The organism is Larkinella harenae, from assembly GCF_054780515.1.
The window spans coordinates 1-23,367 of record NZ_BAAGWE010000013.1; the positions used below are offsets into that span (position 1 = coordinate 1).

Below are 23,367 nucleotides of genomic sequence, written 5' to 3' on the forward strand. Positions count from 1 at the left end.
GGAATACCGGTCTTCTGGGGTGAACGTTCGTCGTGATTTACTCATGATTTCCTAAATTAATGGACTAATCGCATCGGCGAACCGACTGTTTTTACAATTTTGTCCAACCATTTAGGGGGCTAAGACAGAGATATATGTCCAGCTATCTGGCGATTTTACCCCAAATGTGCTAGCTACCCCAGAACAGGGAGCGAAGTAGGCCGGTACGGTCTGAGTAGCAACTAGTCCAATCTGGATATTGGTTTCACAGACGTAATGGTCAGTGGTCAGGAAGAATTGCAGATAAATTCATACCCCAAACTTGGGGAAATACCATACCCTCACCGAGATTGAATCAGACCCAATCTCATCGGTATAGTCAATAGGTGACGTACTGCTCTTCTATTTCATTCATGGGGACCCAAATTGAAGCGGCTTTTCATTGCCAGTAGTCATACTGCATATACCGTGCGGTTTCGGTAGCTACCTCTTTTCCCAGCAGCAGCCCGACGACATACAGCGACATATCAATACCAGCCGAGATCCCTGCTGAAGTAATGAATTTGCCATTGTCTACATACCGTTCGTCAGGACGCAACTCCGTCAAAGGCGCAGCCTGTTTCATACCGTCAAGGGCTAAGTAGTGCGTGGTAGCCGCCAAGCCATCCAATAGACCTGCTTTACCCAGAATGAACGAACCGGTGCAAACAGACAGAACCCGTTCGGCGGTTTCGGCGGTTCGACGAACCCAGTTGAGAACTTCCGGATTATTCATCTCGCGCCGGGATCCGTAAGGCGTTCCATCCTTATGAATTCCACCACCGCCCGGCACAACGATGATGTCAGCTTTTGGATGATCGTTAAGTAAATAAGAGGGATGAATGCATAAACCATTACGGGCATAAACCGGCCCGCGCTCGGCGACGGTGATGACGCGGAAAGGTTTAGGATCAACGTAACGCCCAGCTACACCAAAAACTTCAAAAGGTCCGGCAAAGTCGAGCACTTCGATTTCATTGAAAAGAAGAATAGCAACGGTGCGCATTAACAATGGGCTTAATTCTATGAAAATGAAAAATCAAACGGATATGTTCCACGGCCAAGATACGGATTTTTCACAAATCAAGAATGTCCATTCTTAGTATGCTCCGTCAGCACAAAGGCAAGTTTACGGCACTGGATTGTTTGAACGAGGGTGATATGATCATTCCCATCAAAGCCACCTTTGCCGAAGAAGAGATAAGAAAGGTTTCCGAGCGAACCCGCCATGCGCTGGCTCAAAAAAGCGCATAGGTTACAACTCGGTAATCCCGATCACCTGACGGAGCAGGCGCGGACGAAAGGAGTAGAAGTAATTCGGGAAAACGCACGTTCCAACCCCGCCAACAAACAGGCATCCGAAATGATCCGATTCTACGAAGGAGCAAATGACGCTCTGGGAAATTGCCAATAAAGTGAATTTAAAACCCGGCTATTTCAAGCGGGAACTGTCAGGCGGCCGTATTATTCACTCGTTTGCTTATTAGTCAAAAGCAAGGATTGGATATTATACAAAACTAAAAAGACTCCGCCTATTCCAAGTAGATCAAATTCGATTTCAGCCCGCTCAACAAAAGACATAAGAGCCACCCAGAAGAAGAAAAGGCCCATAATCACTGGCAGGATACGGGCCAACTTTTTCAAAAGAGAATAGTTGTTCATGCACAAAGAAGTTATATGTATGCGAAGATATGGTACAGAGTAAATCAGGTGGTATTGATTAAGTTTTTTTAACGTTTTGAGCTTTGTCATCTAATCTAACAAAGCTCCGATTTATTAAAAGATTACTACACTTTAAGCAAATCAGTTTTCACCTAATTAAACTGTGTTTATAATGAATTTTTCAATCAAGGGGCATAACGGATATATTAAAGTCGAGATCACAAAAATCTTTGGGTACACCAATCAGACGAGCCATCTTGGAGGCTATGAAACCATCAGCCAACGCTCTCTTCGCCGTGGCGGCTTTTCTTTCGAAGACAACATATGACCCTCAACAGGCAGATCTATCAGTTCTATCAAAATTTGCAAAAAACATTTTCGGGCTTAAAGGGTGAAACAATTTTTCTTTGTGAATTTGACACTTTGTTTATCCTCATCTATGATTCAAACGGTCACTTATTTATTAAACGAAGGTATTTAGAGAGAACGGAAGACTGTAGTTCATTAGAGTTTTAAATAAGAAGCGACCAAAGCTATTTGGCGCATACAATGACTGAACTTAAACAAACGCAGCAACTTGTAAAACGCACGTCGGCTTCCAACCAGTAAGTAACTCATAATCTAAACTACAGACTAGCCACCCGATTCGTAGAGGTGCTTTACTGCCGGGTTAATTTTCTGAGACTAGCCGCTACTCCCTTTGGCCAACCGCCGTTCCGGCCCCGAAACTGGGCATCCAAGCTTAAAAGTTAACATGTAAGCTGCAAGGCGCCGTAGCTGTGTTTTCAGGTTAGGGCATCTTATTATCAGTTACTCTGAGTATGCCCTGCATAACCCGCCAGTGCCCTGGAAATGAGCAGAGAAATGGGTAATCGCCAGGCTGCGTCGGGGCCTTGAATTCCAGCCGAAAGTTCTTTCCGGAATTGACTAGCGGGGTAGCAAACAGTACATCCGACGTGGAAGGAACAAAGTATTTTCAAAACCGTCTTTCAACCTGGCCATAGCATCGGCAGCCTCCCCTACTTTTTCGGCCGAGCCGGGTTTGACGATAACGACGTTATGCGGCATCAAATCCGGGTTTTCAAAAACCAGGATAACGGCCTTTCCGGCTGGCACGGTTAACTCCTTTTTGTCGAAAGCCATTTTGGCTTCCACCGCCACAAGTCTCAGTTCAAGGGTTCCCACCGCTTCCAGCATGGAAAGCACGGCCTGCCGGTTCTGCTGCGGAACGGCATGGACCATGTTTTTCATCGTCTGAATGGCGTTGGCAAAACCCTCCGAATTTTGCATCGATCCGGGCGTGCGGGTGAGCGAGGCTACCAGATCAGTGATCGATTCGGTCTGCGATGCATTTTCGAGGGTCATTTGCATCAGAAGCGGATACGCCATAGCCGGGAGTTGGGCAGCCAGTTCTTTTACGGTTTTATAAAAGGAAGCTTTAAGCCCGCCGTTGGCCAACCAGGAAATGCCCGTTAGGTAAAGATCGGGTTTCTCTTGCTTTATCCGTTGCAACGATGGATCTGAGGGGTTTGCGGTGATGACGGCAGCCAGGGCGGCTGCCTGCACGATCCGGCTTGTATCCTGACGAACCAGTTGCTTAAACGCGGGACCGTTTTGTTTCAATTCCGTTGGGTCAGCTTCCAGCAAAAGACGAATCAACTCAGTTTGCGCAGCAGTGGGCATGGCCGTCTTCCTCGTTTTCTCTTCGGCCTGGATTGCCGCCAGTAACACCTTGGTTGGCCCGATTTTCTGTTCTTTTGCGAGCCGTTTCACCGCTTCCTGTTTACTGACTGGATTGATATCGGGCCTGGTCAGCAGGGCCGTCAGCACATCGGAGGTTGGTGGCAGCGTCGCCAGTTCCTGGCCGGTGGCCAGACTGAGCAGAAAGCGGTTTGCCTGTTTTTGAGGACCTAAAAAGCGTTTGCCTTGTTGCAGCCCAGCCAACCAGACGGGTTTCAGGAACCGAAACGTTTCACGGATGGCGTAATCCAGGTAGTAATCTGTGGGGTAGTTGAACACATCCATCGCTGCCGTCACTGCCGGCTCGGAGTTGAAAAAGCTCAGGGCCACCACCGCTTCAAGCCGTACTCGGGGGGATTCGTCATTAACCCGGGCACGCATCATTTCCAGGGAGCCAGGAATGCGGTCACGCCAATACAGCAGCACTTTCGTGGCTGCGGCCCGGGCCTGCGGTTCTTTGGCCTGGAGTACGGTTTTCAGAAGGGTTGGTTCCACCACATTAAAATCCTGATAAAGCCACAGCCCTTCCAGCAGGTTGTGTTCGTACTGCGAATCCTTTTTGTCCAACGAAGCCACCCATTTTTTCAGCTCAGGCAGAACATCGATGGCCTTCTTTTCCCGGATCTGCGCCCGTGACCGGTAACGAAACCGGTCTTCGTGGGCTTTCAGGTTGTCCAGCAGTCCGGGAATAGTTTGGCTGGAGACATCGGTGACGGGCAGAACCGGTTTATTCTTGTAGGTGATGCGCCAGACCCGACCATGGGACTTATCCCGGGCCGGATCGCGCGGTGGGTTCTCCCCGTGTGAAATCAGGGGATTATACCAATCCACGATATATAATGCGCCATCCGGACCGAATTTAATGTCGATCGGGCGGAAGTTGGGGTCGGACGATTGCAGGATTGGCTCTACTTCCCGACTGCCAATGCCGGAACCGCGTGGTAGGATCCGATGCTGTTTCGTTCCCTGAAAACCAATGTTGTTGTTGACCAGAAAATCGCCCTGAACTTCCTCCGGGAACTGTTGGCTGGAAACGATCTCGATGCCCGCCGTCGGCCTGACGCGCGTTTCGGTAAACATATCAATGCGTGGGTGTTTGTCGGGGTAAGTGATGTTGCCGGTCATGGGCGGAGCAAAATAATTGGAGCCGTCGGACGCATCGCCGATCAGGTGCATACCCCATTTATCAAAAACATTCCCCCAGGGATTATAATACGGATAGGAAATGTAGTGAGTGAGCTTCGCGGTGCGCGGTTCATACCGGTAGGTCGCGCCCGCATAGGACCGGACGGGTCCATACGGTGTTTCCACCTGTGAATTCAGAAAGGTACCTTCATTGAAATACAGGGCGCCATCCTGCCCAAAGCTGAATGCGTGCGTGGCATGGTGGCTGTCTTCCGAACCAAAACCGGTCAGCACAATTTCACGAAAATCGGCTTTGTCGTCGCCATCCGTGTCTTTCAGAAACAGGATGTCTGGTTCCTGCGAAACATACACACCGCCGTCGCCAAATTCAAAGCCCAGCGGAAGGTAGAGATTGTCGGCAAAAACCGTGTGCTTGTCGGCCTTCCCATCGGCGTCGGTATCCTCCAGGATTACAATTTTATCATGCACGGGGATGCCGGGAAAATACTGCGGATAGGTTGGCATCGTAGCCACCCAAAGCCGACCGCGCGCGTCGAAGTTCATGGCAACGGGCTTTTCAATCGGGAAACCCTTTTCGGAGGCAAACAGATTGATTTCATAGCCTTCCGGGAGCTTGAATTGTTCGGTGGTAGCCAATCCCAGCTTCTCGTGATGGGCGTGCGCAGCAGCTTTGGCGGCCTCCCCCTGACGACCCGTCATGGGAATAGCAGGCAGCAGCGCCGGATCAACCGGTTTACCTCTACGATCCACAATTTCAAGGGCTTTCTGGTAGGCAGCCGCCGTATTGCTTTTCCCCATCTCCCAAATAACCGAGTCAAGGGCAGCCGTCATCTGATTCAGCTTGCGTAGCTCGGGCGGGAAGGCGATAACGCCAAATGGCTCCCGTCGGCGGCCATAAATGTATTCGCCGTTGACGGCCCGCCAGCGGTAAAAAAAATGATCGTCCTTCATCTTGATCACCGCTAGGAGTTTTTTGCTGTTCTCGGTGTTCAGGTCCGGCATTTTCTCTAATCCCAGCGACTGCCCCATCCAGGCTGCCGCCAGCTTATACCCCGCATCGGTGAGATGTATCCCGTTGATAGTCAACCTTTCCGTCCCTTTCTGCTTCATTTGTACCCGTGAAGGCGTAAATAAATCGATGAAATACAACCCTTTGGCTGAAGCGGCTTTCTGCATGGTTCTGGTATACAATTCCAGATTTTTGTTGTGCTCGTCTGGGTTGGGGTAATTCCCGCCCAGGTCTTCCTGCGCAATGGGCGATACCAGTACCAGAACCGGAGCCGAGCGGCCGTTGTATTGATTGCCTTGTAAGTTCTGGATAAACCTCTGGAGGTCCTTTTCAAACTGCGGCAGTCCGGCGGGTCCCTTGAACGCTTCATTCATCCCAAAGCAAAGGAATATCAGGTCGGCCTTTTGGTCATGTAAATCCTGGTTTAGTCCTTCGAAATTCAGCGCAACTGGCATGACAATGCGCTCACCTTCGTGCGTAAATCCCTGAAATTTCACTTCTTTCTGGCCTTCGGTGAGCCGATTTGTTTTTTCGCCAAAACCCGGAAAATTGAGCGGTCTGGGCTGTAAACCCACTTCGTCGGCGCTCCACCCCATATTTCGCAGAGTCAGGTGCCTATCGGGAAAATTCTTTTGAAGCAAGGTTTCAAAATAGCCATAGTGACGCATCCGGTCGGCAAATGTGTTGCCCAGCAGAATGATACGATCCCCTTGCTTCGGCGCGAAGCCGGGATTGGGCGTTTGAGCGTTGGACCATCTTGTAAATGGAAATGAAACAATAAGGAAGACGGCCAGAAAGACGGGCTGAAATGTAGAATTCATAACAAGTGGGCTAAGTCAGGAGAAACCGGAGTCCATTTCCAGGCGCGGCTTCTTGTTTACGTTTAGAACTTCATTCTATTTCTCGTTGCAGAATGGGCGTTAAATACTTTTCCCCTTTAAAACATAGCGTTTTCAGTTTGATACTTTACTTAAATCAACTTTTTTATAAACTATCAACTAGTTACTTTCAATATTCACTTACAGCGTCAGGGCGTTGTCCTGTGCCGTGCTGCTTATATTACAGTTGCTTGAAGCGTTTGCACGAAGTGCGTGATTAGAAGCGTGGGGGTCCCTATTTTACTATTTTGCCTGCCTATTTCGAAGAATATTCATAGATAAGCCAGCTACGCCCTGAACGGCCACTATCGTAGGCGTCCAGATTACCACTTTAAGCGCACCATTTCAATACCCATCTCCCTCAAAATAGTAGACGGACAGAGTCATTCAGGACGGAGCCGTGGTTTGTTCACCGATATACGCTTATCAGCCTGTTTGGAGAAAGTAGGAGAAAAAGCATTGAAGGAGGCCGAGTTGGGTACCGTATTAAGCTACCCCGCCTTAAACCTATTCGAATTTTATAGAAAGCCCTCCTGCCATCATCCGGCGATGCTTTCCCTGTTGAGTGTAGCTATAAACGCTGACATTCGTTGGGTCATCTCTTTTTTATCCATCCAATTCTGACTTATTCCGGCGCTGGTTCGTTCTTCTTATTGAAGAAACCTACGAAAGACTATGCAGCTCATTGAGGTTCTAACCCCCCAACACGAACGGGACTTTTTGGAAGTCCACCGCCTGATTAACCGCCAGGATCCTAATTGGATCCGGCCCCTCGACAAAGATTTGAAGGCGGTTTTTGACCCCAAGCAAAATAAGTCCTATCAAACGGGTGAAGTCATTCGGTGGATTCTGAAAAACCAACACGGTGACCTCATTGGCAGAATTGCTTCGTTTGTCAATAAGCGTTATAAAAACAAAGGCGATGATATGAAGGTGGGTGGAATTGGTTTTTTTGAGTGCATTGATGATCAGTCGGCGGCCAACTGCCTCTTTGATGTGGCCAAAAAATGGTTACAACACCGGAACATGGAGGCCATGGATGGCCCCATCAACTTCGGCGAGCGCGATAAGTGGTGGGGATTGCTGGTGGAGGGCTTTGATGCTCCACTGTACACGATGAACTACAACCCTCCCTACTACCAGGTCCTGTTTGAAACATACGGGTTTCTGACGTTTTATAAGCAAATCTGCTGGCGGCTGAGCGTGGCTTCCCAGGCGGCCCAATTGCAACCCAAGTTTTATACTGCTCACCAAACCTTTGCGGCCAACCCAGACTTTCAAGTGAGGCATTTAACCAAAGATCAACTGGCAACGTACGCAAAAGACTTTAGTACAGTTTATAACCAGGCCTGGGCAGGCCACGAAGGCAACAAAGAAATCAGTCTCCAGCAGGCCTTGAAGTTGTTCCAATCCATGGCAGCTATTCTGGATGAAAAATTAATCTGGTTTACCTACTATCAAAACCAGCCCGTGGCCATGTGGATCAATATTCCTGATCTGAATCAGATTATCACCCACCTGAATGGCCAGTTCAACCTGTGGGCCAAGCTTAAGTTTATGATCCTGCGGTATTGGGGCGTCTGCCGCCGGTTTGTGGGCTTAGCCTATGGCATTGTGCCCCAATTTCAGGGCAGTGGCATTGACTATTATATGATTGTGGAGGCCGAGAAAGTCATCAAAGCATCGACCCGCTACCGGGCCGTGGAGCTGCAGTGGCAGGGTGATTTCAACCCAAAGATGTTGAATATTTCTCGAAATCTGGGAGCCGAACAGAGTCGAGTGCTGATCACTTACCGCTATATTTTTGATCGTAGCAAGCCGTTTCACCGGCATCCAATCATCAATTGAAGATTTATGACAGATTCGGTTTTTACTACACTGCTGCAACTGACAGGAATTACCAATAGTCCCTCTTTTTGAACCGACCTGATGCCCCGAGCTCGTTGATGCTTTAAGTCAGAGCGGTTGGACATCAGACTTTCACCGCCCCGAATTGAATGTCCCTGACTAAGTTCATGGGTGTGGTTTCCATCTGGGTAGTGCGCCTGAAGGTATTACCCTCCCTTTATCAGGTAGGAAATCGCCACCTTGTTTTACTCTTCAAAACCGTCTTCGTTTTGAAAACTTCACTAAGCACTAAGGAGGGGCACATTAATCCTTGAGGGAATTCATGGCACCAACCGAGCTGTCCAGATACAGCGCAAATCCCAATTGGGCAACAGGGCGGATGCATGGCTGCGGCTGGCCGTCCGAAACAGGCTGACTAGCGTTTCTTTTTGCCGAATCCCTTCCGGTTCCACCAGACTATAAATCCGGTCACCGGTAGCGAAGCACCAATGAGTGAACCCAAAAACGCCAGAATCTTACCCGGCATGCCTAGTATCGTGCCGATGTGAATATCATAATTCATTCGGCGCAGCTTCGCGCCGGTTGATGACGCGTTATAGCTTTTGTCGAACACCTCAAAAAAGTCCAGCCGTTGCAGGGTGTGCCGGTCGAAGGTGTGTCTCGCTACATCGTAGAATCGGCCAGGGGCGGGGTACGTACGGATGCTGATGGTCGACTTCGCCTGGGTAGAATCGGGGAACGCGTAAAAAAAACCGCCTGCCGAAGGATACTCGGTTATCATCCGAGCCCAGGCCCCATCGAGGGCCTGATTATAGGTGTACTGTTTATGCTGCTGAGAGGGATCAGAACTCACACGCTTCCATTCGGGTTCGATCTCCCCACCGGAAGTTAGCCAATACAATCCTTTGCTGTACCACGGAAGCCCGTAGACCATGCCCGACAAGGCCAGCGCCAGCAGTACCAACAGCGCATAGAAGCCCAGCACATTGTGCAGATCGAGGTTGATTCGCTTCCAGCCAGCCTTCCACTTTATTCTAAAACTCTTTTGGCGGGAAGCGCGCGTCCATTTGGCGGGATACCACCAGATCAGTCCGGTAATCAGCAAGATGGTAAAGACCAGTGTTCCGTAGTTGACCAATGGCTGACCGATTTCTTTCGGAAGCCACAGGTGTTGGTGCCCCAGCAGGACCCATTCGAAAAAACCTTTTTCGTTTTGCCCGTAAGTTTTACTGCCCTGAATTTGCCCGGTATAGGGATTTAGAAACAGCAGGTGCCGTTCGGGGTCGCGTTCCGTGCCCACTCCTACCCGGATAGCCGTTCCCTGTTGGTAATAAGCATAAGAAGCGGACTTTCCGGGATAATGCTGCTGCATGATCGCAAGCACTTTGGACGGAACGACCACTGGCTCCTGGCGAATCTGGGCGCGAATCGACGGCTCGGTCAGGTAGGTGATTTCTTCACTAAACACCCAGATAGCTGCGGTAATGCAGACGACAAAGACGATGACGCCCGAAGCAAGTCCCAGCCATAAATGAAGCCAGTTGTTCACTCTTTGAAAAGGCGACTTTTTCCGACGCCGAGTCGATACTTCTTCGACTGATTCAATGCCAGCGCTCATGCGTTAAACTTAGTTCATTTAGATTTTCTGTACCTGATAAGGCTAGCAACCTGTGGCTAGCCAATCGACAAAAGCGGACACCTCAGTCATGTTCTGACCAAGGTGTCCGTGAAAGACACTCATTCGGTAGCCTGTCAGGCGATAGGATATGCTAGTTATTTGGTCGGGTGCGGGGCAATGAGCTGCACCTGCACCGAACCGCCCCCGTCGAGGCTAAGGCCTTTTTTGAACCCGTTCGCATCACCCGCCGGATCGAACTCGTAGATGAACGCAGGCTGATCGACCGGGGCGATACCGGTGTAGTATTTGCCGTTGAACACTAGCGGAGAGCGTACCATCGACACTGGGCTTAGGGGTACGTTCATCAGCGTTGCTTTCTGGTTCCGCAGGTCCAGTTTCACCACCTGACCCACGTTTTTCAGCCGGTCGCGCACCGAGGTCATCAGCTCTTCGTATTGCACCGTGCCAAACGCGATGCCGTTGCTTACGTAGTTCATCCCCATCAGGCAACCCTGCCGACCAACCTGGCTCGTGACGTCGAAGAAATAGTCTTTGTCGAACTCGGTCGCGCCTTTCTTGATGCGCAGTACCCCCGACTTACCACCCAGACCAGTCCAGTATTTTCCCGCACTGGCAACGAAATAATGGTTACCCTCCTCGTCAGTGGTCAGGCTCGACAGGTAATCGTAGCCAATACCGCCGGCCGTCGCGTTGCTCTGCGCTACTTTCAGGTTCGTCATGGCCGGGTAGTCGTACACCAGCGCTTTTACGCCATCGACTTCGTAAGCGCGGGTGGCGGTGTTGTAGAAATAACCGCCCAGGATAAATTTGCCATTGTCGACGTATCCTTTGCCGGGGTAAAACTCCAGGCCGGGTTTTGCCGCATTATAGGGCACCGTCAACGTTCCTTTCGCGACTACTTTCAGATCGGGTACGCTCAGCCGCGCCCAGCCGATGGAACCGTTGTTACCCGAATCATTGGCCCCCAATACCAACAGCGTATTGTCGTCGACGACGTTGATCGACTGGAAATAGTTGGGCACGACACCGTCGGTCAGGATATAAGAGCTCTGCACCAGCGACCCGTCGGCACCCATTTTGTACTGCACAAACCGCTTCTCGGGCAGGTTCATCAGGTACACGTAGTCTTTATGCCAGATGTAGCGCGACCCATTGGCTTCCAGCCCTTTGCCTTTGAACGTAAGCGAGCCTTCCGTCAGTGAGGGGGTGGCCGCTACGTATTGCAGGTCCTGGGTCCAGCTGGCGATCGTAAAGTTTTGCGGGCCAGCCGGTACGGTATTGTCGGAGTCATTGTTACAGGATGTGACACTGCTTAACAGCCCTGCCGACAGCAAGGCAAGAGCAGAGAGCGACTTTAGTCGGGATACAAAAAAGGGACTAGTTGACATTTGACGAACTGGATTGAGATAAAAAATAACGCACTTTAAGGCTGATGAACCGCCCCGGTTTCTGGAGCAGGTAGTTGTCGTATACTTGTTGATCGAGCAGGTTGCGGCAGTCGACACCGAACACGTAGCGCCGGTTGGGTGCTGTAAACTCGGCCCCAATGTCCTGCACGAACTGGGTCGGAATAACCCGCTTGGTGGCCTTTGCGCCCAAACTCGGCCAGCCCAGGAAATACTCAGGTACGTAGTGCGTACCGACGTAGCACGACGCCAGAGACCCTTTCCAGAACAGGTCGGCTTTGGTCAGGCTGATCTCGGCATTGGCCAGCAGATAGGGCGTGTTTCGCAGCCGGTCGTTGAACACGTGGTTGGGAGCTCCGGCAGCGGTGTAGCGCAATTTGTTGCGGATGTCCTGGTAGGTCGCGTTGGCCGTCACCCGTAGCCAGTTTCGGTAGCGGTACTGCACTTCGGTTTCCACACCCAGCGTCTGAATGCGGTTTAGGTTCTCGTACCGGGCTGTACCGAACAGGTCGGCTTCACCCAGCCAGATCAGGTTGTCCGTATGGCGAAAAAACAAACCGGAGGCTATATTCCAACTGCTGTTGGTCCGGCTCAGGCGGTACTGCACACTGGCGTTGGCGTTCACGCTTTGTTCGGGTTGCAGGCCGGGGGCGTTCAGAATCGTGTTGCCGTCACCCAGCAATTCCAGGGCATCAGGCAGGCGCGTGGCCGATTCAGCCGACAGCTTGAGCCGCGTGCGGGGATGCAGTTGATAGGTCGACGCCAGGCCGAATCCCCACACACCCTGCTGCTGCCGATTAACCAGCAGTTCACGCTGTGCGCCCCCATTGTAGTCATAAGCGTTGGCTTGTGCAGCGTAGCGGTAGTACTTCACGAAAACTGTATTGGTCAGGCGGGCGTCGAGCAACTCCTGTTCGTACGACACCCCCACGATCTGTTTGCTGAGCTGCTGTGGCAGCCGAAATGGAATCGTCCAGTCGGCGATGGCCAGCGCGTCGCTACCCGTCCGGCGGGTCTGGTTGTGGAGTGCGTTCAGTGTAAAGCGGTGACCATCGGCAGGCTGGTAAGCGAAATTGACTCCGGCCAACGCCGTTTGATCGTCGAAGGTGTACAGCGACCGCTGCGCCCGGATACCGCCCAATTCGCCCCGTACGTTGCTGGCAATCACCTCACCCCGCCAGTTGTACTTACGTGAACTGGTATCGATGGTCGTACCCTGAAGGCTGTTCAATGACGCAAACGCATCGACGTTTAGCCCACGAATAAACAGATTCTTTTTGGCAAACGTCAGGCTCGGCATCACCAGCCGCTCGCGGTACCGTACTTCACCGTAGACAAAGGCCATGGTCCGGCCCGTCTGGATACCCCGTTCCAGGTCGGTCACCGTCAGGGCCAGCAACAGGCGATCAGCCCAGCGCACATTGGTGAATCCGGCTTCCAGGCGGGCGTTGGCCGATTGATAATCGTCATTGAAGCGCCGGAGCCGCCCCACGTCTGGAAGGGGTCGCCCATCGGGGCCGGCTATTTCAATGGTTCGCCCCCAGACCGGGTAATTATTTTTCGACGAATTGTAGAATAGGTGTGCGTTGGTCGTAAATCCCGTTTTAGCCTGCCGCCAGCGTCCGCTGAGAGCCGCCCGGTGCGTGCCGAACGAGCCAATGCTGTAGGAAGCATCCAGGTAGCTGCCCACGTCGCGCCGGGTGATCAGGTTCACGGCTCCGCCCAGGGCGTCGCCCGCCAGTTCGACCGGTACAACACCTTTGTAGACTTCAATCCGGTCAACCAGATTGATGGGGACGTTATTGATGCGATACGAACTGCCGAAGCTTTCCATCGGCACCCCGTCAATGAAAAATTTGACGGCTTTCCCCGACAGTCCCTGAATGGAATAGGTAAAATCGGACCCCATGCCGCCCGTTTCGCGTACCTGCACGCCCATCGTCCGGTCGAGCAGCCGGTTCATGTCCACGTTGCGGTTTTGAAGCGCCAAAGCATCGATGGCTTCCACGGCGAACGCCCGCTTCCGAATGTCCTGTGTCGTGGCCTGCCCCACAACGGCTACTTCATCCACCGTCTGCACGGCTTCGGTTAGTACCAGCACGCAGGTACTCGTTTCACCCGCCCGTACCGGCACGGTCTGCCGATTCGTTGTGAAGCTGACGCCCGATCCGGTCAGCCCATACGTACCAGGCGCCAGATTCAAAAACCGGAATCGGCCATCAGCGTCCGTGACGGTTACGTTAGTCAGGGAGTCGAGCCGGATGTGAATGCCGGGCAGCGTCTCACCTGAGGTTGCCCGGACGGTTCCGGTGATTGTGCCGGTCAGCGGGGATTGGGCCCATCCGAAATAAGATAGGACATAAAGCATCCCCACCAGCAAGAATTGTCTACCTTGCATTGCATTTACTTGTTGCCAAACGGTAAAAGCGCCCTGTTTCCAGCAGGGGTAATCCGGGGTCGTGTAGCGCTAACTATGCGGCCCTTTTATTATAACCGAAACCGATCGACCAGCCGGGCACTGAACGGTCGCGGTATTTCGTCGTTCAGTTCATCGGTAGTCGCCGTAATCAGCTGGTATACATCGTCGGTCATCGCCAGGAACGTCTGTCCCGGCAATAGCCGCAATCCGTCTTTTTTATGCGAATCGGTGCATTCGACCGTCAACTTCTTCGGGTTGTAGTCATCCCGTTCCGGCGTGATGGCGACTGCTCCCTGAAACTGCACGTTTGTTTCCGAATCAAAGAATGAAGTTGTAACCGTACAGCGGCTGCCCGGTTGCACGATGAGTCGCAGGTGATTTACCCGAAGAATCTGCGCCGTAGCCTGGTGACTCGTATCCACTACACTGGTCTGGGATAGTCCGCCCAGCCAGCCGTAGCCCAACCAGAGCGTCAAACAGGCCGCTGTTAGCGTAGTCGCCAGGCCACCAAACGTGCCTAACCAGCTTACCCGACCCACCGGAAATTTTCCCGGCGTAACCGGTTTCGACCGATCAATCGTCCGCCAGATTTCGTCCCGGACCGCCTGCTCGGATTGAGATGGGCAATGGACTGAGCTAAACCAGGCATCGGGAATACTTTCGTCCGAGCCGGATTGCGCCAGCCAATCGGCCACGGCCTGCCGTTCCGCGGATGTAACCGTATCCTGGAAGTAGCGCATCAGTAAGTCGGGCGTAATCATCATTTGTCGCTGGATCTACCCTTTAATTGCGTAAGTCGGCTGTTCCCCCCAATCGATTGGCAAACTTTTTTTCGCTCCTCTGTCACTGACCGATAGAAAGCGGTGGTTAGAGGTAGTCAGTCAGTCGCTTACGAAGAAAATGAAGCGCATAGGTCAGGTGATTTTCCACCGTTTTTTCGGCCAACGTCAGTTCGGCGGCTATCTCGCGGTTGGTCAGTCCCTGCCACCGACTTAGTTCAAACACCCGTCGGCGCTGCCCCGGCAGTTGCTCGACCAATTGAGTGATTCGCTGCGCCAATTCACCAAAAACAATTTGATTTTCGGTCGTCTGGTCAGACGGTGTACCGGTTAGTCTTATTTGTTCAAGGTGCTGTTGACGGGCGGCCTGTTTTCGATAATGTGCCGCCACTTGTAGCCGGGTCGCTTTGAGTAAATAGGCTTCGAGCCATTCTTCGACGGTGACTGTCTCCCGACGCTTCCAAAGCGACTCAAACACAGCCTGAACGATCTCCTTCGACAGCTCGTTATCCTGCGTGTAGTGGTATGCCAGGTTGTACATCCGCTTCCAATAGCGGTCGTAAATCTGGGCGAAGACAGTAGAATCGGGTAACGATGACGCAGGTACTGACAATGAAGATACGATTGGTTGGCACAAATGTACGTCATTATTTAGAAATAGTCCAAATAATAAACCGATAAGAAATTATACCACTCTTCTGCCTGAAGGCCTCACCCGTTCGTAAAAAGATGAAAGGAACGGATTTTGCCAGACTGATCTTGCTGCCTTTATCCACCGGATGCCCTCTTTCCTAGCCTCCCTGGGGCATCAGACCGAATTAGTGATCAATGCATGGCTGGGCCGGTCAAACGAATGGCTTTCAATGGCGGGTACTAAAAATCTTTTCTTACTGGTCAGTAGAAAAACTTATCGACACGTAAAACAAGGTAAAGTGGTACCACCCTTTGTAGAGAACAGGTCAGTTGGCCTACCAGGTGGGTGTGGCGGATGCCCCGTTTTTTGGTCTGATTGCCCGGAAGTTGTTCATCCCCCGTCGGTCAACTGATCACGCTTTGAGAAACAGAGCCTGGGGTTGAACTAGTGCGTCTGACTAAGGGCAGCCACAGGATGTCAGGGTGTCAAGTAGTGAAGCGCTACACAACCGGATTTGAAAACAATCGTATCAACCAGCTTCAACGAAAGCTTTTCCTGCCAGGTACCGCCCTCGATCAATCGCCTGCCTTTCCCAGCAATCACGGGATGGACCACAATATGAAACTCATCAATCAGGCCTGCTGCGATCAATTCCGGCAGCAAGCTGACACTGCCCAAGGAAATCTTTTTTCCCGGTTGGCGCTTGAGATTCAGGAGTTCTTCGACGGGATTGCTCCGGACGATTCGCGTATGATCCTCCACGTCGATCAGGGATCGTGAGATGACCACTTTATCAATCGACGTAAGCCTTTGGGCAAACCGAATTTCATCGGTGGTACCGGATTGGTGCTTCGCCACATCTGCCCAGAAAGGAAACATAAGCTGATACATGATCCGCCCGTAAAAAACCAGATCAACTTCGGTCATGAGGTTGGTAAAATAATCATGCACTTCTTCACTGGGATTGAAAATAGTGTGATCACAATAGCCATCGATGCTCACATTTATTTCAAATGTTACCGTTCTCATCGTAAAACGCTTTGCTTGCGGATTATATCATTACACTAAGAGCTGAAACGCACGTTCATTCGGGCTAGTCTCAGCCAACTATTGGCACCGCCCTTCCTGTATACTTCAGGGCATGAAAAGTGATTCGATTGTAACGTACCCAAGTGCTGCGGCAACCCAGCCGCCGATCCGGATCAATCCGAACGCGCCAAAGATTGTATCGTACCCAGGTGCTGCGGCAACTGCCCCTTGACTCTTCCTATAATGATCGAATGTCATTGGCGACAATCGTGAGATCATTATTCAGTTGATGACCACCGCTGGCGAGTTCGCGGAAATTCGCCCAGGGGAGCTTTTGCCGATAAATGGTAAAGTGGGCAAACGGCACCTCCTGATCATCCTGGCAATGGTAAAAAAAAAGGGGGATGTCCCGGGGCCATTGATCAGCAAAATTATCATTTAGTTTAAACCCTTCTTTCCACTCTTCATCCCCGCTCCAAAATGGAGTAGCCAGTAGAAAAAGGCCAAGTGGTTTCTTCGTGACCTGGTTTTCGGAGAAGTATCTCAACAGCATGGAAGCGCCTAACGAATGCCCGACCACGATAAGTTGTTCTTCCATCCGCGCCATTTCCTGGCCAATTTGCTTCAATCTACCTAGATCGGCGCTGGGCTCAGTAGGTAAACAAGGATAATGCAGACGGTAAGCTTCCGATAAAAGCTCTTTCAAAGAATCTACCAGTTTTTGATCAGCCTGATAGTCCTCCTTACTTCCTCCGCCCTGTATGAAAAGCAAATTCTTAGTGGAACCGCTCATGGTTGCTTTTGGATTAATGTCGAGCAAAGTTACGGCAGAAGTATTTTGAACATCAGGTGCCTATGCGTCAAAATGAAGGGGAGTTTGCGACGAATAATTATTATCTGAACCGAATCATCAGCCACCAAAGCCTTATCTGTATTCAGCTTCTCCAGGCGCGGAAACGCATGAATTTATGGATCCGTGTATCTCCTACCACTAATCAAAGGATTGTAGATTCCATTCACCAAGAAGGAAACCAAGCCATTAGGAGGTAATTGCAGAATGGCCTGCCCGTCGCTAATTACTTCAATACAGACGGATCCCCCACCACCCGACCCACCGGTCCGCGCGGAGAAGTGGTGACCCGACTGAATGCGGGGCAGCTCCCCACTGCGATGAGCAGCTCGTAGTGGCGGAATCCATGCAAAACAGCGGAACCATCCAGGAGTACCGGGTGCAGATTCTAACCAACGACCAGCGGGTTGACGTTCATTTTGATGGTTCAGGAAGGTTCCGCGATGCCCATACCGCCCCCGGCCTTGGGACCACGGCGCACTCAGTCAGCTACATTCCGAAAGACAAGTTGTCGGATGCCATTAAAACGGCGCTGAGCAGCACCTACGCTTCGTATACGTACGGCTGGGCCGAAGAGCACATTCACGACGGAACGACTACCTACGATGTGAAATTGTTCAGCAACAATCAGCCCATCGTTCTGCACTTTGATACAGCGGGTGCGCAGATCGCCCCGATGGAGCCGGGTGGAGCAAGTGCGCCAGCGGGATCAGGTCCGAAGGCGGGCTTTGGCGGTTGGACAGCAATTGTATCGGCTGCGGTTCTCAGCGTCCGGGGAATGGTTGATGGCCGAAGCAAGAACGTAAGAGAACTACCCCTGAAAATTGAGAAAGTGGTTACGACCGTTCGGCGATTGGATTGGGCTGAACGGTCGTAAAGCAATCCTTGAAACGGTAAGCGTTGAAGATCGCTTTTTGAAGCATAGTACCCCAAAACGGATCAGGCCGCTGAAATCAGAACTGCTCGCTAAACAGGACTCACCTCATCGGATCAGATGGACCACGCCCTGGTAATTCGACAAATCGCCGTTGGTTAGTTCAGCTTGAATCTTGTACGGATAAACACCGGCCAAGGCCTGTTGCCCAAGATACCGCCCATCCCAGCAACGGGTATGATCCGACAACGCGATGTTTTCCTGATGATAGATGACTTCTCCCCACCGGTTGTAAATGGTCATTTTTCGGATTTGACGAATGCAGGTGTTTCCTTTAATTTCCCAGAAATCATTCATCTGATCGGCATTGGGGGAAAAAGCAGTCGGCGGATACAGACCGCACGGAATAACCGTCACCGTTACTTTTTTGTCGAGTCGGCATACTCCGCTTTTATCCGAAACCTGCACCCTGTACTGCGTAGTCGTCGATGGATTCACCCAAGTCTGGGCGCAGGTCGGGCAACTCAACCGCTCGGTGGAATCCCACCGGTAGGTATACGTCCCCGACGGAATTGCCACCACTCCCAGCTGCGTGCTGTCTCCCTGCGTGATCGTTACATCCTGGCTGGTCTGGACATCCAGTTGGTGGACGGTCAGAAACGTAGTAACCAGGCTGTCGCAACCCGACGCTCCCGTAAAGTGGTTGACATACGTGCCCGCCTGCCGGTACGTGGAGTCACCAACGGTCAGGCTGCCGCCCGCGCAAATGGTCCTCTGCTGCGTGAACAGAGCCAGCGGCTTAACGTTTAGCGTCAGTTTGACGGTGCTGTCGCACAAAGTATGACGGGTGATCGTCCTGGTAAACTGACCGCTGCTGCGGTATGTCGTATCGCCTACCACCAACCCGTCACCGGCGCAGATGGTCTTTACCAGTGTCGTTTCAACGGGCTCAAAGCTCACTTGATGATCGAGCTGAAATTCGCAACTCGCACTCAGGCTGGAAAACGGCGTAATTTTCACCCAATATTTCTGCCCAACGGCCGCTTTCACCCGAATCGAGCGGGTTGTTTGCCCCGTATTCCAGGTATATTTCTCAAACCCGACGGGCGCGTTCAAAACGGTGTATCCTTCGGCATCGGGGCAGGCCGACCCCGGTTTTGTTTCCGATTTGAGGCACTGCGCGTCGAAATACGCGTAACCGAAGTGCCCATTGTGCGTACAGCCGTGGGCGGTCACTTCCACTGTAATGCGTTTCCCCACGTAATTGCGCAGATCAATGGCCCCGACGGTCCAGTTACGGTACTGAATGTCGCCCTGTGTTTTAAAACCATCGACCGTGCCGCCCGCTGACATCTGAACATCGTAAAAACTGCAGGGCAGATCCTGGCCATCGTTATCAGTAATCCGGATGGTAAAGCCCGGTTTTTCGTAGGCTTCGTGATTGGCATTTTGTAACACAACAGCCAACTTATACTGAAAGAGGGTATTGTCCGCTGTAACGACAAACGACCCTTTGATGCGATCAAACCGACTGCCCCGGGTGAGGTTGCCAATGCGGATGGAGTATGTGCTGCCGGGGGCCACCATCGGGATCGCTTCGGTAGTTATCTTGGGGTCGTTGCCGTCGCTTAAGCGCGTGATCCGGTGGCCATTTTCGAAGATTCCGTCGGTCTCATTCTGAAAAACCACTTGCTGATCCTGGTTCGCTACCTGGCCATTGGTGAGCGTCCAGCCATCGGTGGTACCCTGTTCGAAGCCGATGTTGTTGCAATCAAGCTGCTGCGCAATAACCTGCGTGTTGATTCCCGTTGATAAAAAAATCAGGTAAATCATTCGTTTCATAGCAAACCCATTTAGCCACCACAGTTTAGGCGAGCCAAATACGTTTAGGGATATAAACACAGGCTTAGAATAAAATTAAGATTTCTTAAGGTACCCAAGGAACCCTCCCTTTTATTCATTCACCTTTTCGGCCGATTGATGAACCGCATCCGTTTAGCGGGTTCATGACGCACGATTTCCGTCTCAATCATCGAAGTCAGGTCCGTCTGTCGTGTGATTCGCAGGATTAGCGATAGAAATCGGTACGATTTTTATCGCTAATCCTGCGACTATCTTACAGATTCAATATATTTTTAACGCCCAGAATGCGTTATTGCTGACAGAACCCCATTAAGCTAGACGCTTTCAGGGCTTTAATGGAGTTGCCCCACTAGTAACCCAACGAATCCATAAAAGGCAACTAAACAGCACGTGATGAGACTAGTAGCGGTTTTTGTTGAGTAATGATCCCGTGTGGTAGTGCCTTCCGTACATGGATTCATCCTGATGATTAAAAAGCGTATGAAACAAAAAATCAATGGCCTTGTTGTAACCCTGTCATTCAAATGGATAGCCTCTTCACAGACGCTTCAACTTGTAAGGTTACAATGGCCCCTGTTTGAATAATGTTGACAAAAACCGTCCAACGGCTAACTTTACTTTTATTTACTAATCCACTTTGCTTGTATCACCTGTAATGTACTTCCCGTATTGCTTTTCATTTCTGGTTTCCTTAAACCGGCGACTCCCCTTTTCAATTGGTTCATGGCTTACTACAAAACAGTGTTTCAGCTGAACCAATACACAAATCCGGCTAGCGGTGGGCACCACCCATTCTAGCAAAAAATGTGTAGTAGCACCATCGATTTGATGATTGTTGAGCATCCACTTGCTAACGAACCAACAGCGCGCCTTTGCAAATCCCAAAAGGCAGAAAAGCTGGGCTGCCCCGTTACAAGCATGCGTTATACCAGACCTGTTACGTCGAAAGGTTTACACCGAAATTTATGGCCGATTCGCCATTTGCTATACCCTAATTTGTAGCCAGCGGCTACAGTCAATCATTCAACTTATTTTTACGATGTCACTGAAGTTCATTAATAACAGCCGTTCTCCGTTTTATGCTACAGTCCGAAAGCGGGTCGACGCCTATTTCAAGGAGAATGACTTACCCACCCACGCCAATGGAGCCATGTGGCTCAAAACGGTCTTCTTTTTGGGGGGCTACGGACTGCTGTACGGACTGCTGTTGTCGAACCAGTTCAGCAACTGGACCATGCTGGCTATGTGCGTTGGCTTGGGCGCTTTTGCCGCTTTTATCGGCTTTAACGTTTCGCACGATGCCCTGCACGGCGCTTTTTCCTCCAAAGCCTGGGTAAACCGCTTGATGGGTGACACCTTTTATTTACTGGGAGCCAACCCCTATGTCTGGAAAATCAGCCATAACGTGGTGCACCACACCTATACGAATATTCCGGGCCACGATGAAGACATTGATATTGCCGCGGGATTAATTCGGGTCGACACCCAAGAGCCCCTGCGCCCCTGGCAGCGCTTTCAGCATTGGTACGCCTTTCCGATCTACGCACTGGCCTCGCTTTCCTGGGTGTTTCAGAAGGATTTCCTCAAATTCTTCCAACAAAAAATCGGGCAGTATGAGAACCCCGTCCATCCCCGACGGCAATACATCCTGCTGTTTACGACCAAAGCCGCTTATTATTTCTTTTTTCTGGTGCTACCCTACATGTTGCTGGATATTACGGTGTGGCAATTGGCCATTGGCTTCTTATTGATGCACGGGGTGGAAGGATTGATTCTGGGCCTGGTTTTTCAGCTAGCCCACGTGGTCGAAGGCACGTCGTTTCCGGCACCCACCCAGGGCGAGGGAATTCAGGAGGCCTGGGCAATTCACCAACTGCGTACTACGGCTAATTTTGCGCCACGATCGGCGGTGGCGGCCTTTCTTTGTGGCGGCCTTAATCGCCAGATCGAACATCACTTGTTTCCTAAAATTTGCCACATTCATTATCCGGCCATCACGGCAATTGTCAAACAAACCGCGCAGGATTTTGATCTTCCTTACCAGGAAAACACCAGCTTCCTTTCGGCGCTTCATTCCCATTTTCGGCTGTTGAAAGCGCTAGGTCACCCCCCTAAACAATTGGCCGTGGACGAGGAAATTGAAAAGGCAACGGCTCATCAACCGGCTCTGGACCGCAGTGGCTTCGCCGAACCGCCTACGCGCCCACGAACTAACTATAAGCACATCCAATAACAAAAACGACTTGCGGTGTAGGTAATCTGCTTATCCCTGGGCGGAATTTGCCTTTCCTCGAGAAAGAATTCAATACCTAGGGTGGACATGTCCACCGAGGCAACGCAAGTGGCCATGAATCGGGGGTCGGATTAACATCCGACCCCCACACTTAGCCCTATTCGGAGTGCCCAGCTGATGGTCTGGAACGTCAACTACGGTAACGAATCAGTTGAAGGGTTCACGGTGGTCCCCCGTAGGAAACCTTCTCATATGGATAAATAAAGTTAGAACACCCGAGATTACCGGTAGATGGATTAACCCTCCGTTTTCGCCATATTGCCAAAGGTTAATTAACAAGGGCCTTTTGTCATGATCTTTCGTTTTTCTGCGACACCCGATTTTGACTTTATGACGTATTTTGCCCGTCACATTCAGGCAACGATACAGAATGGCCTGCTGGTAATTCCTGATCACCTGGGGCAAGGGTACATTCGCAAATTGGGTTTCGGGCCGGACTTCAAGATCACCCTCCACCAGTATTTGCTGAAGGAAGATCTGATTATCAAACGCCATACATCGGGGCAAGGAAATGACCTAATTACGGTCTTCTTCTACAGCAACGAGCAGGCGCTTGAAATTGCGTATAATGACGCCCCCCAGGTTCTGTTTTCGCAGCGCGACGAGTCGGCAATCCAGGTTACGTCCAACGACCTCAGTTCAACCATCCGTTTTCCCGCCCATCAAACGATTCACTATGTGGTGGTGGCCATAACACCGCCCCGTTTAACGGAATTGCTGGCCGTCAGCCAGCCTAATTCGGTGCTTCACACCATCACCGGCAGCGGAAATTCCTTTCTTTTTTTCGAACGCATGGAAGCCCAGACCAAGTTACTGCTCAAAAATCTGGCCGCCGTGGACATGGCTGATCCCCTGAGTCACTTTTACATGCAGATCAAGGTTCAGGAACTGCTCTATCTGGTCTTCCACAAACTGTCGTTACGGGAAAGCGCGGCCCATCAGCCCATCAACAGCGCCGATGCGGAAAAATTATTGTTTATACGCAACCAGATCATCAGCGACCTGAGCGTGCCGCCGGTTATCCGGGAACTGGCGCAACTGGCAGCGATGAGCGAAACCAAACTAAAACAACTTTTCAAACAAACGTTTGGGAACTCGATCTACACGTATTACCAACAAGTCCGACTGGAAGAAGCGGCCTTTCTATTGAAGCAAGGAAAGCATTCCGTTGGCGAGGTGGGTTATCGGCTGGGCTTTTCCAATCTGAGCCACTTCAGCCGGTTATTTGAAAAACACTATGGCCTGAACCCAAAACGCTATTCGTATTCGTAAGCCCCTGT

18 protein-coding genes are annotated in these 23,367 nt (G+C 51.2%); 6 read left to right on the forward strand and 12 right to left on the reverse strand.

All coding sequences use genetic code 11. The annotated features are described in order from the left end of the window. Positions 1–418: 418 nt before the first annotated feature. Complete coding sequence (locus tag ACYVH9_RS28980; RefSeq protein ID WP_460639944.1) at positions 419–1,024, reverse strand: DJ-1/PfpI family protein; 606 nt, start codon at positions 1,022–1,024, stop codon at positions 419–421. An 83-nt stretch (positions 1,025–1,107) separates the two neighbouring features. Between ACYVH9_RS28980 and ACYVH9_RS28985 the strand changes: the two genes are divergently transcribed. Together ACYVH9_RS28985 and ACYVH9_RS28990 are read left to right on the forward strand one after the other, a co-directional pair. Then, complete coding sequence (locus tag ACYVH9_RS28985; RefSeq protein WP_460639945.1) at positions 1,108–1,272, forward strand: hypothetical protein; 165 nt, start codon at positions 1,108–1,110, stop codon at positions 1,270–1,272. Continuing rightward, positions 1,247–1,432, forward strand: coding sequence for a hypothetical protein (locus ACYVH9_RS28990; protein WP_460639946.1), 186 nt, complete (start codon positions 1,247–1,249; stop codon positions 1,430–1,432). Before ACYVH9_RS28985 ends, ACYVH9_RS28990 begins: the two co-directional genes overlap by 26 nt. 50 nt (positions 1,433–1,482) lie before the next feature. Here ACYVH9_RS28990 and ACYVH9_RS28995 read toward each other — a convergent pair whose 3' ends face one another. From ACYVH9_RS28995 to ACYVH9_RS29005, 3 genes are all read right to left on the reverse strand, one after another. Beyond that, positions 1,483–1,680, reverse strand: coding sequence for a hypothetical protein (locus tag ACYVH9_RS28995; RefSeq protein ID WP_460639947.1), 198 nt, complete (start codon positions 1,678–1,680; stop codon positions 1,483–1,485). A gap of 790 nt (positions 1,681–2,470) precedes the next feature. After that, positions 2,471–2,626: a plastocyanin/azurin family copper-binding protein gene (locus ACYVH9_RS29000; protein ID WP_460640012.1), complete on the reverse strand. Its 156-nt coding sequence runs from the start codon at positions 2,624–2,626 to the stop codon at positions 2,471–2,473. Next, on the reverse strand, positions 2,608–6,396 hold the full coding sequence (locus tag ACYVH9_RS29005; RefSeq protein ID WP_460639948.1) for a PVC-type heme-binding CxxCH protein: 3,789 nt from the start codon (positions 6,394–6,396) through the stop codon (positions 2,608–2,610). The genes ACYVH9_RS29000 and ACYVH9_RS29005 overlap by 19 nt, the downstream gene beginning before the upstream one ends. 732 nt (positions 6,397–7,128) lie before the next feature. On the opposite strand from ACYVH9_RS29005, the gene ACYVH9_RS29010 reads away from it, so the two are divergent. Further along, positions 7,129–8,301 carry a hypothetical protein gene (locus ACYVH9_RS29010; RefSeq protein WP_460639949.1) on the forward strand — a complete coding sequence of 391 codons (1,173 nt, stop codon included), beginning with the start codon at positions 7,129–7,131 and terminating at the stop codon, positions 8,299–8,301. Positions 8,302–8,716: 415 nt separating this feature from the next. On the opposite strand, the gene ACYVH9_RS29015 is transcribed toward ACYVH9_RS29010, so the two are convergent. From ACYVH9_RS29015 to ACYVH9_RS29045, 7 genes are all read right to left on the reverse strand, one after another. After that, entirely contained in the window at positions 8,717–9,919 is a 1,203-nt protein-coding gene (locus ACYVH9_RS29015) for a PepSY-associated TM helix domain-containing protein (RefSeq protein ID WP_460639950.1), read from the reverse strand. Between the two features lie 155 nt (positions 9,920–10,074). Next, positions 10,075–11,328 carry a DUF4374 domain-containing protein gene (locus tag ACYVH9_RS29020; RefSeq protein WP_460639951.1) on the reverse strand — a complete coding sequence of 418 codons (1,254 nt, stop codon included), beginning with the start codon at positions 11,326–11,328 and terminating at the stop codon, positions 10,075–10,077. Then, complete coding sequence (locus ACYVH9_RS29025; protein WP_460639952.1) at positions 11,318–13,744, reverse strand: TonB-dependent receptor; 2,427 nt, start codon at positions 13,742–13,744, stop codon at positions 11,318–11,320. The genes ACYVH9_RS29020 and ACYVH9_RS29025 overlap by 11 nt, the downstream gene beginning before the upstream one ends. An 89-nt stretch (positions 13,745–13,833) precedes the next feature. Further along, positions 13,834–14,526 (reverse strand): hypothetical protein, encoded by a 693-nt coding sequence (locus ACYVH9_RS29030; RefSeq protein WP_460639953.1) that lies wholly within the window; start codon positions 14,524–14,526, stop codon positions 13,834–13,836. A gap of 106 nt (positions 14,527–14,632) precedes the next feature. Further along, positions 14,633–15,157 (reverse strand): RNA polymerase sigma-70 factor, encoded by a 525-nt coding sequence (locus tag ACYVH9_RS29035; RefSeq protein WP_460639954.1) that lies wholly within the window; start codon positions 15,155–15,157, stop codon positions 14,633–14,635. A gap of 498 nt (positions 15,158–15,655) precedes the next feature. After that, positions 15,656–16,207 carry a dihydrofolate reductase family protein gene (locus ACYVH9_RS29040; protein WP_460639955.1) on the reverse strand — a complete coding sequence of 184 codons (552 nt, stop codon included), beginning with the start codon at positions 16,205–16,207 and terminating at the stop codon, positions 15,656–15,658. 238 nt (positions 16,208–16,445) lie between these two features. Beyond that, on the reverse strand, positions 16,446–17,000 hold the full coding sequence (locus ACYVH9_RS29045) for an alpha/beta hydrolase (RefSeq protein ID WP_460639956.1): 555 nt from the start codon (positions 16,998–17,000) through the stop codon (positions 16,446–16,448). A gap of 403 nt (positions 17,001–17,403) precedes the next feature. On the opposite strand from ACYVH9_RS29045, the gene ACYVH9_RS29050 reads away from it, so the two are divergent. After that, on the forward strand, positions 17,404–17,934 hold the full coding sequence (locus tag ACYVH9_RS29050) for a hypothetical protein (protein ID WP_460639957.1): 531 nt from the start codon (positions 17,404–17,406) through the stop codon (positions 17,932–17,934). A 105-nt stretch (positions 17,935–18,039) separates the two neighbouring features. On the opposite strand, the gene ACYVH9_RS29055 is transcribed toward ACYVH9_RS29050, so the two are convergent. Continuing rightward, positions 18,040–19,773, reverse strand: a complete 1,734-nt coding sequence (locus ACYVH9_RS29055; RefSeq protein WP_460639958.1) for a T9SS type B sorting domain-containing protein — start codon at positions 19,771–19,773, stop codon at positions 18,040–18,042. Positions 19,774–20,833: 1,060 nt separating this feature from the next. On the opposite strand from ACYVH9_RS29055, the gene ACYVH9_RS29060 reads away from it, so the two are divergent. After that, positions 20,834–22,027, forward strand: a complete 1,194-nt coding sequence (locus ACYVH9_RS29060; RefSeq protein ID WP_460639959.1) for a fatty acid desaturase family protein — start codon at positions 20,834–20,836, stop codon at positions 22,025–22,027. Between the two features lie 351 nt (positions 22,028–22,378). Next, complete coding sequence (locus ACYVH9_RS29065) at positions 22,379–23,359, forward strand: helix-turn-helix transcriptional regulator (protein WP_460639960.1); 981 nt, start codon at positions 22,379–22,381, stop codon at positions 23,357–23,359. Positions 23,360–23,367 lie beyond the last annotated feature (8 nt).

Excerpts from the sequence above, each read along its gene's own strand:
- ACYVH9_RS29065 (WP_460639960.1), top strand. The coding sequence starts at position 22,379 with ATGATCTTTCGTTTTTCTGCGACACCCGATTTTGACTTTATGACGTAT.
- ACYVH9_RS29015 (WP_460639950.1), bottom strand. The coding sequence starts at position 9,919 with ATGAGCGCTGGCATTGAATCAGTCGAAGAAGTATCGACTCGGCGTCGG.
- ACYVH9_RS29030 (WP_460639953.1), bottom strand. The coding sequence starts at position 14,526 with ATGATTACGCCCGACTTACTGATGCGCTACTTCCAGGATACGGTTACA.
- ACYVH9_RS28980 (WP_460639944.1), bottom strand. The coding sequence starts at position 1,024 with ATGCGCACCGTTGCTATTCTTCTTTTCAATGAAATCGAAGTGCTCGAC.
- ACYVH9_RS29040 (WP_460639955.1), bottom strand. The coding sequence starts at position 16,207 with ATGAGAACGGTAACATTTGAAATAAATGTGAGCATCGATGGCTATTGT.
- ACYVH9_RS29010 (WP_460639949.1), top strand. The coding sequence starts at position 7,129 with ATGCAGCTCATTGAGGTTCTAACCCCCCAACACGAACGGGACTTTTTG.
- ACYVH9_RS29005 (WP_460639948.1), bottom strand. The coding sequence starts at position 6,396 with ATGAATTCTACATTTCAGCCCGTCTTTCTGGCCGTCTTCCTTATTGTT.
- ACYVH9_RS29045 (WP_460639956.1), bottom strand. The coding sequence starts at position 17,000 with ATGAGCGGTTCCACTAAGAATTTGCTTTTCATACAGGGCGGAGGAAGT.
- ACYVH9_RS29055 (WP_460639958.1), bottom strand. The coding sequence starts at position 19,773 with ATGAAACGAATGATTTACCTGATTTTTTTATCAACGGGAATCAACACG.
- ACYVH9_RS29020 (WP_460639951.1), bottom strand. The coding sequence starts at position 11,328 with ATGTCAACTAGTCCCTTTTTTGTATCCCGACTAAAGTCGCTCTCTGCT.
- ACYVH9_RS29025 (WP_460639952.1), bottom strand. The coding sequence starts at position 13,744 with ATGCAAGGTAGACAATTCTTGCTGGTGGGGATGCTTTATGTCCTATCT.
- ACYVH9_RS28995 (WP_460639947.1), bottom strand. The coding sequence starts at position 1,680 with ATGAACAACTATTCTCTTTTGAAAAAGTTGGCCCGTATCCTGCCAGTG.
- ACYVH9_RS28990 (WP_460639946.1), top strand. The coding sequence starts at position 1,247 with ATGCGCTGGCTCAAAAAAGCGCATAGGTTACAACTCGGTAATCCCGAT.
- ACYVH9_RS28985 (WP_460639945.1), top strand. The coding sequence starts at position 1,108 with ATGTCCATTCTTAGTATGCTCCGTCAGCACAAAGGCAAGTTTACGGCA.
- ACYVH9_RS29050 (WP_460639957.1), top strand. The coding sequence starts at position 17,404 with ATGCAAAACAGCGGAACCATCCAGGAGTACCGGGTGCAGATTCTAACC.
- ACYVH9_RS29060 (WP_460639959.1), top strand. The coding sequence starts at position 20,834 with ATGTCACTGAAGTTCATTAATAACAGCCGTTCTCCGTTTTATGCTACA.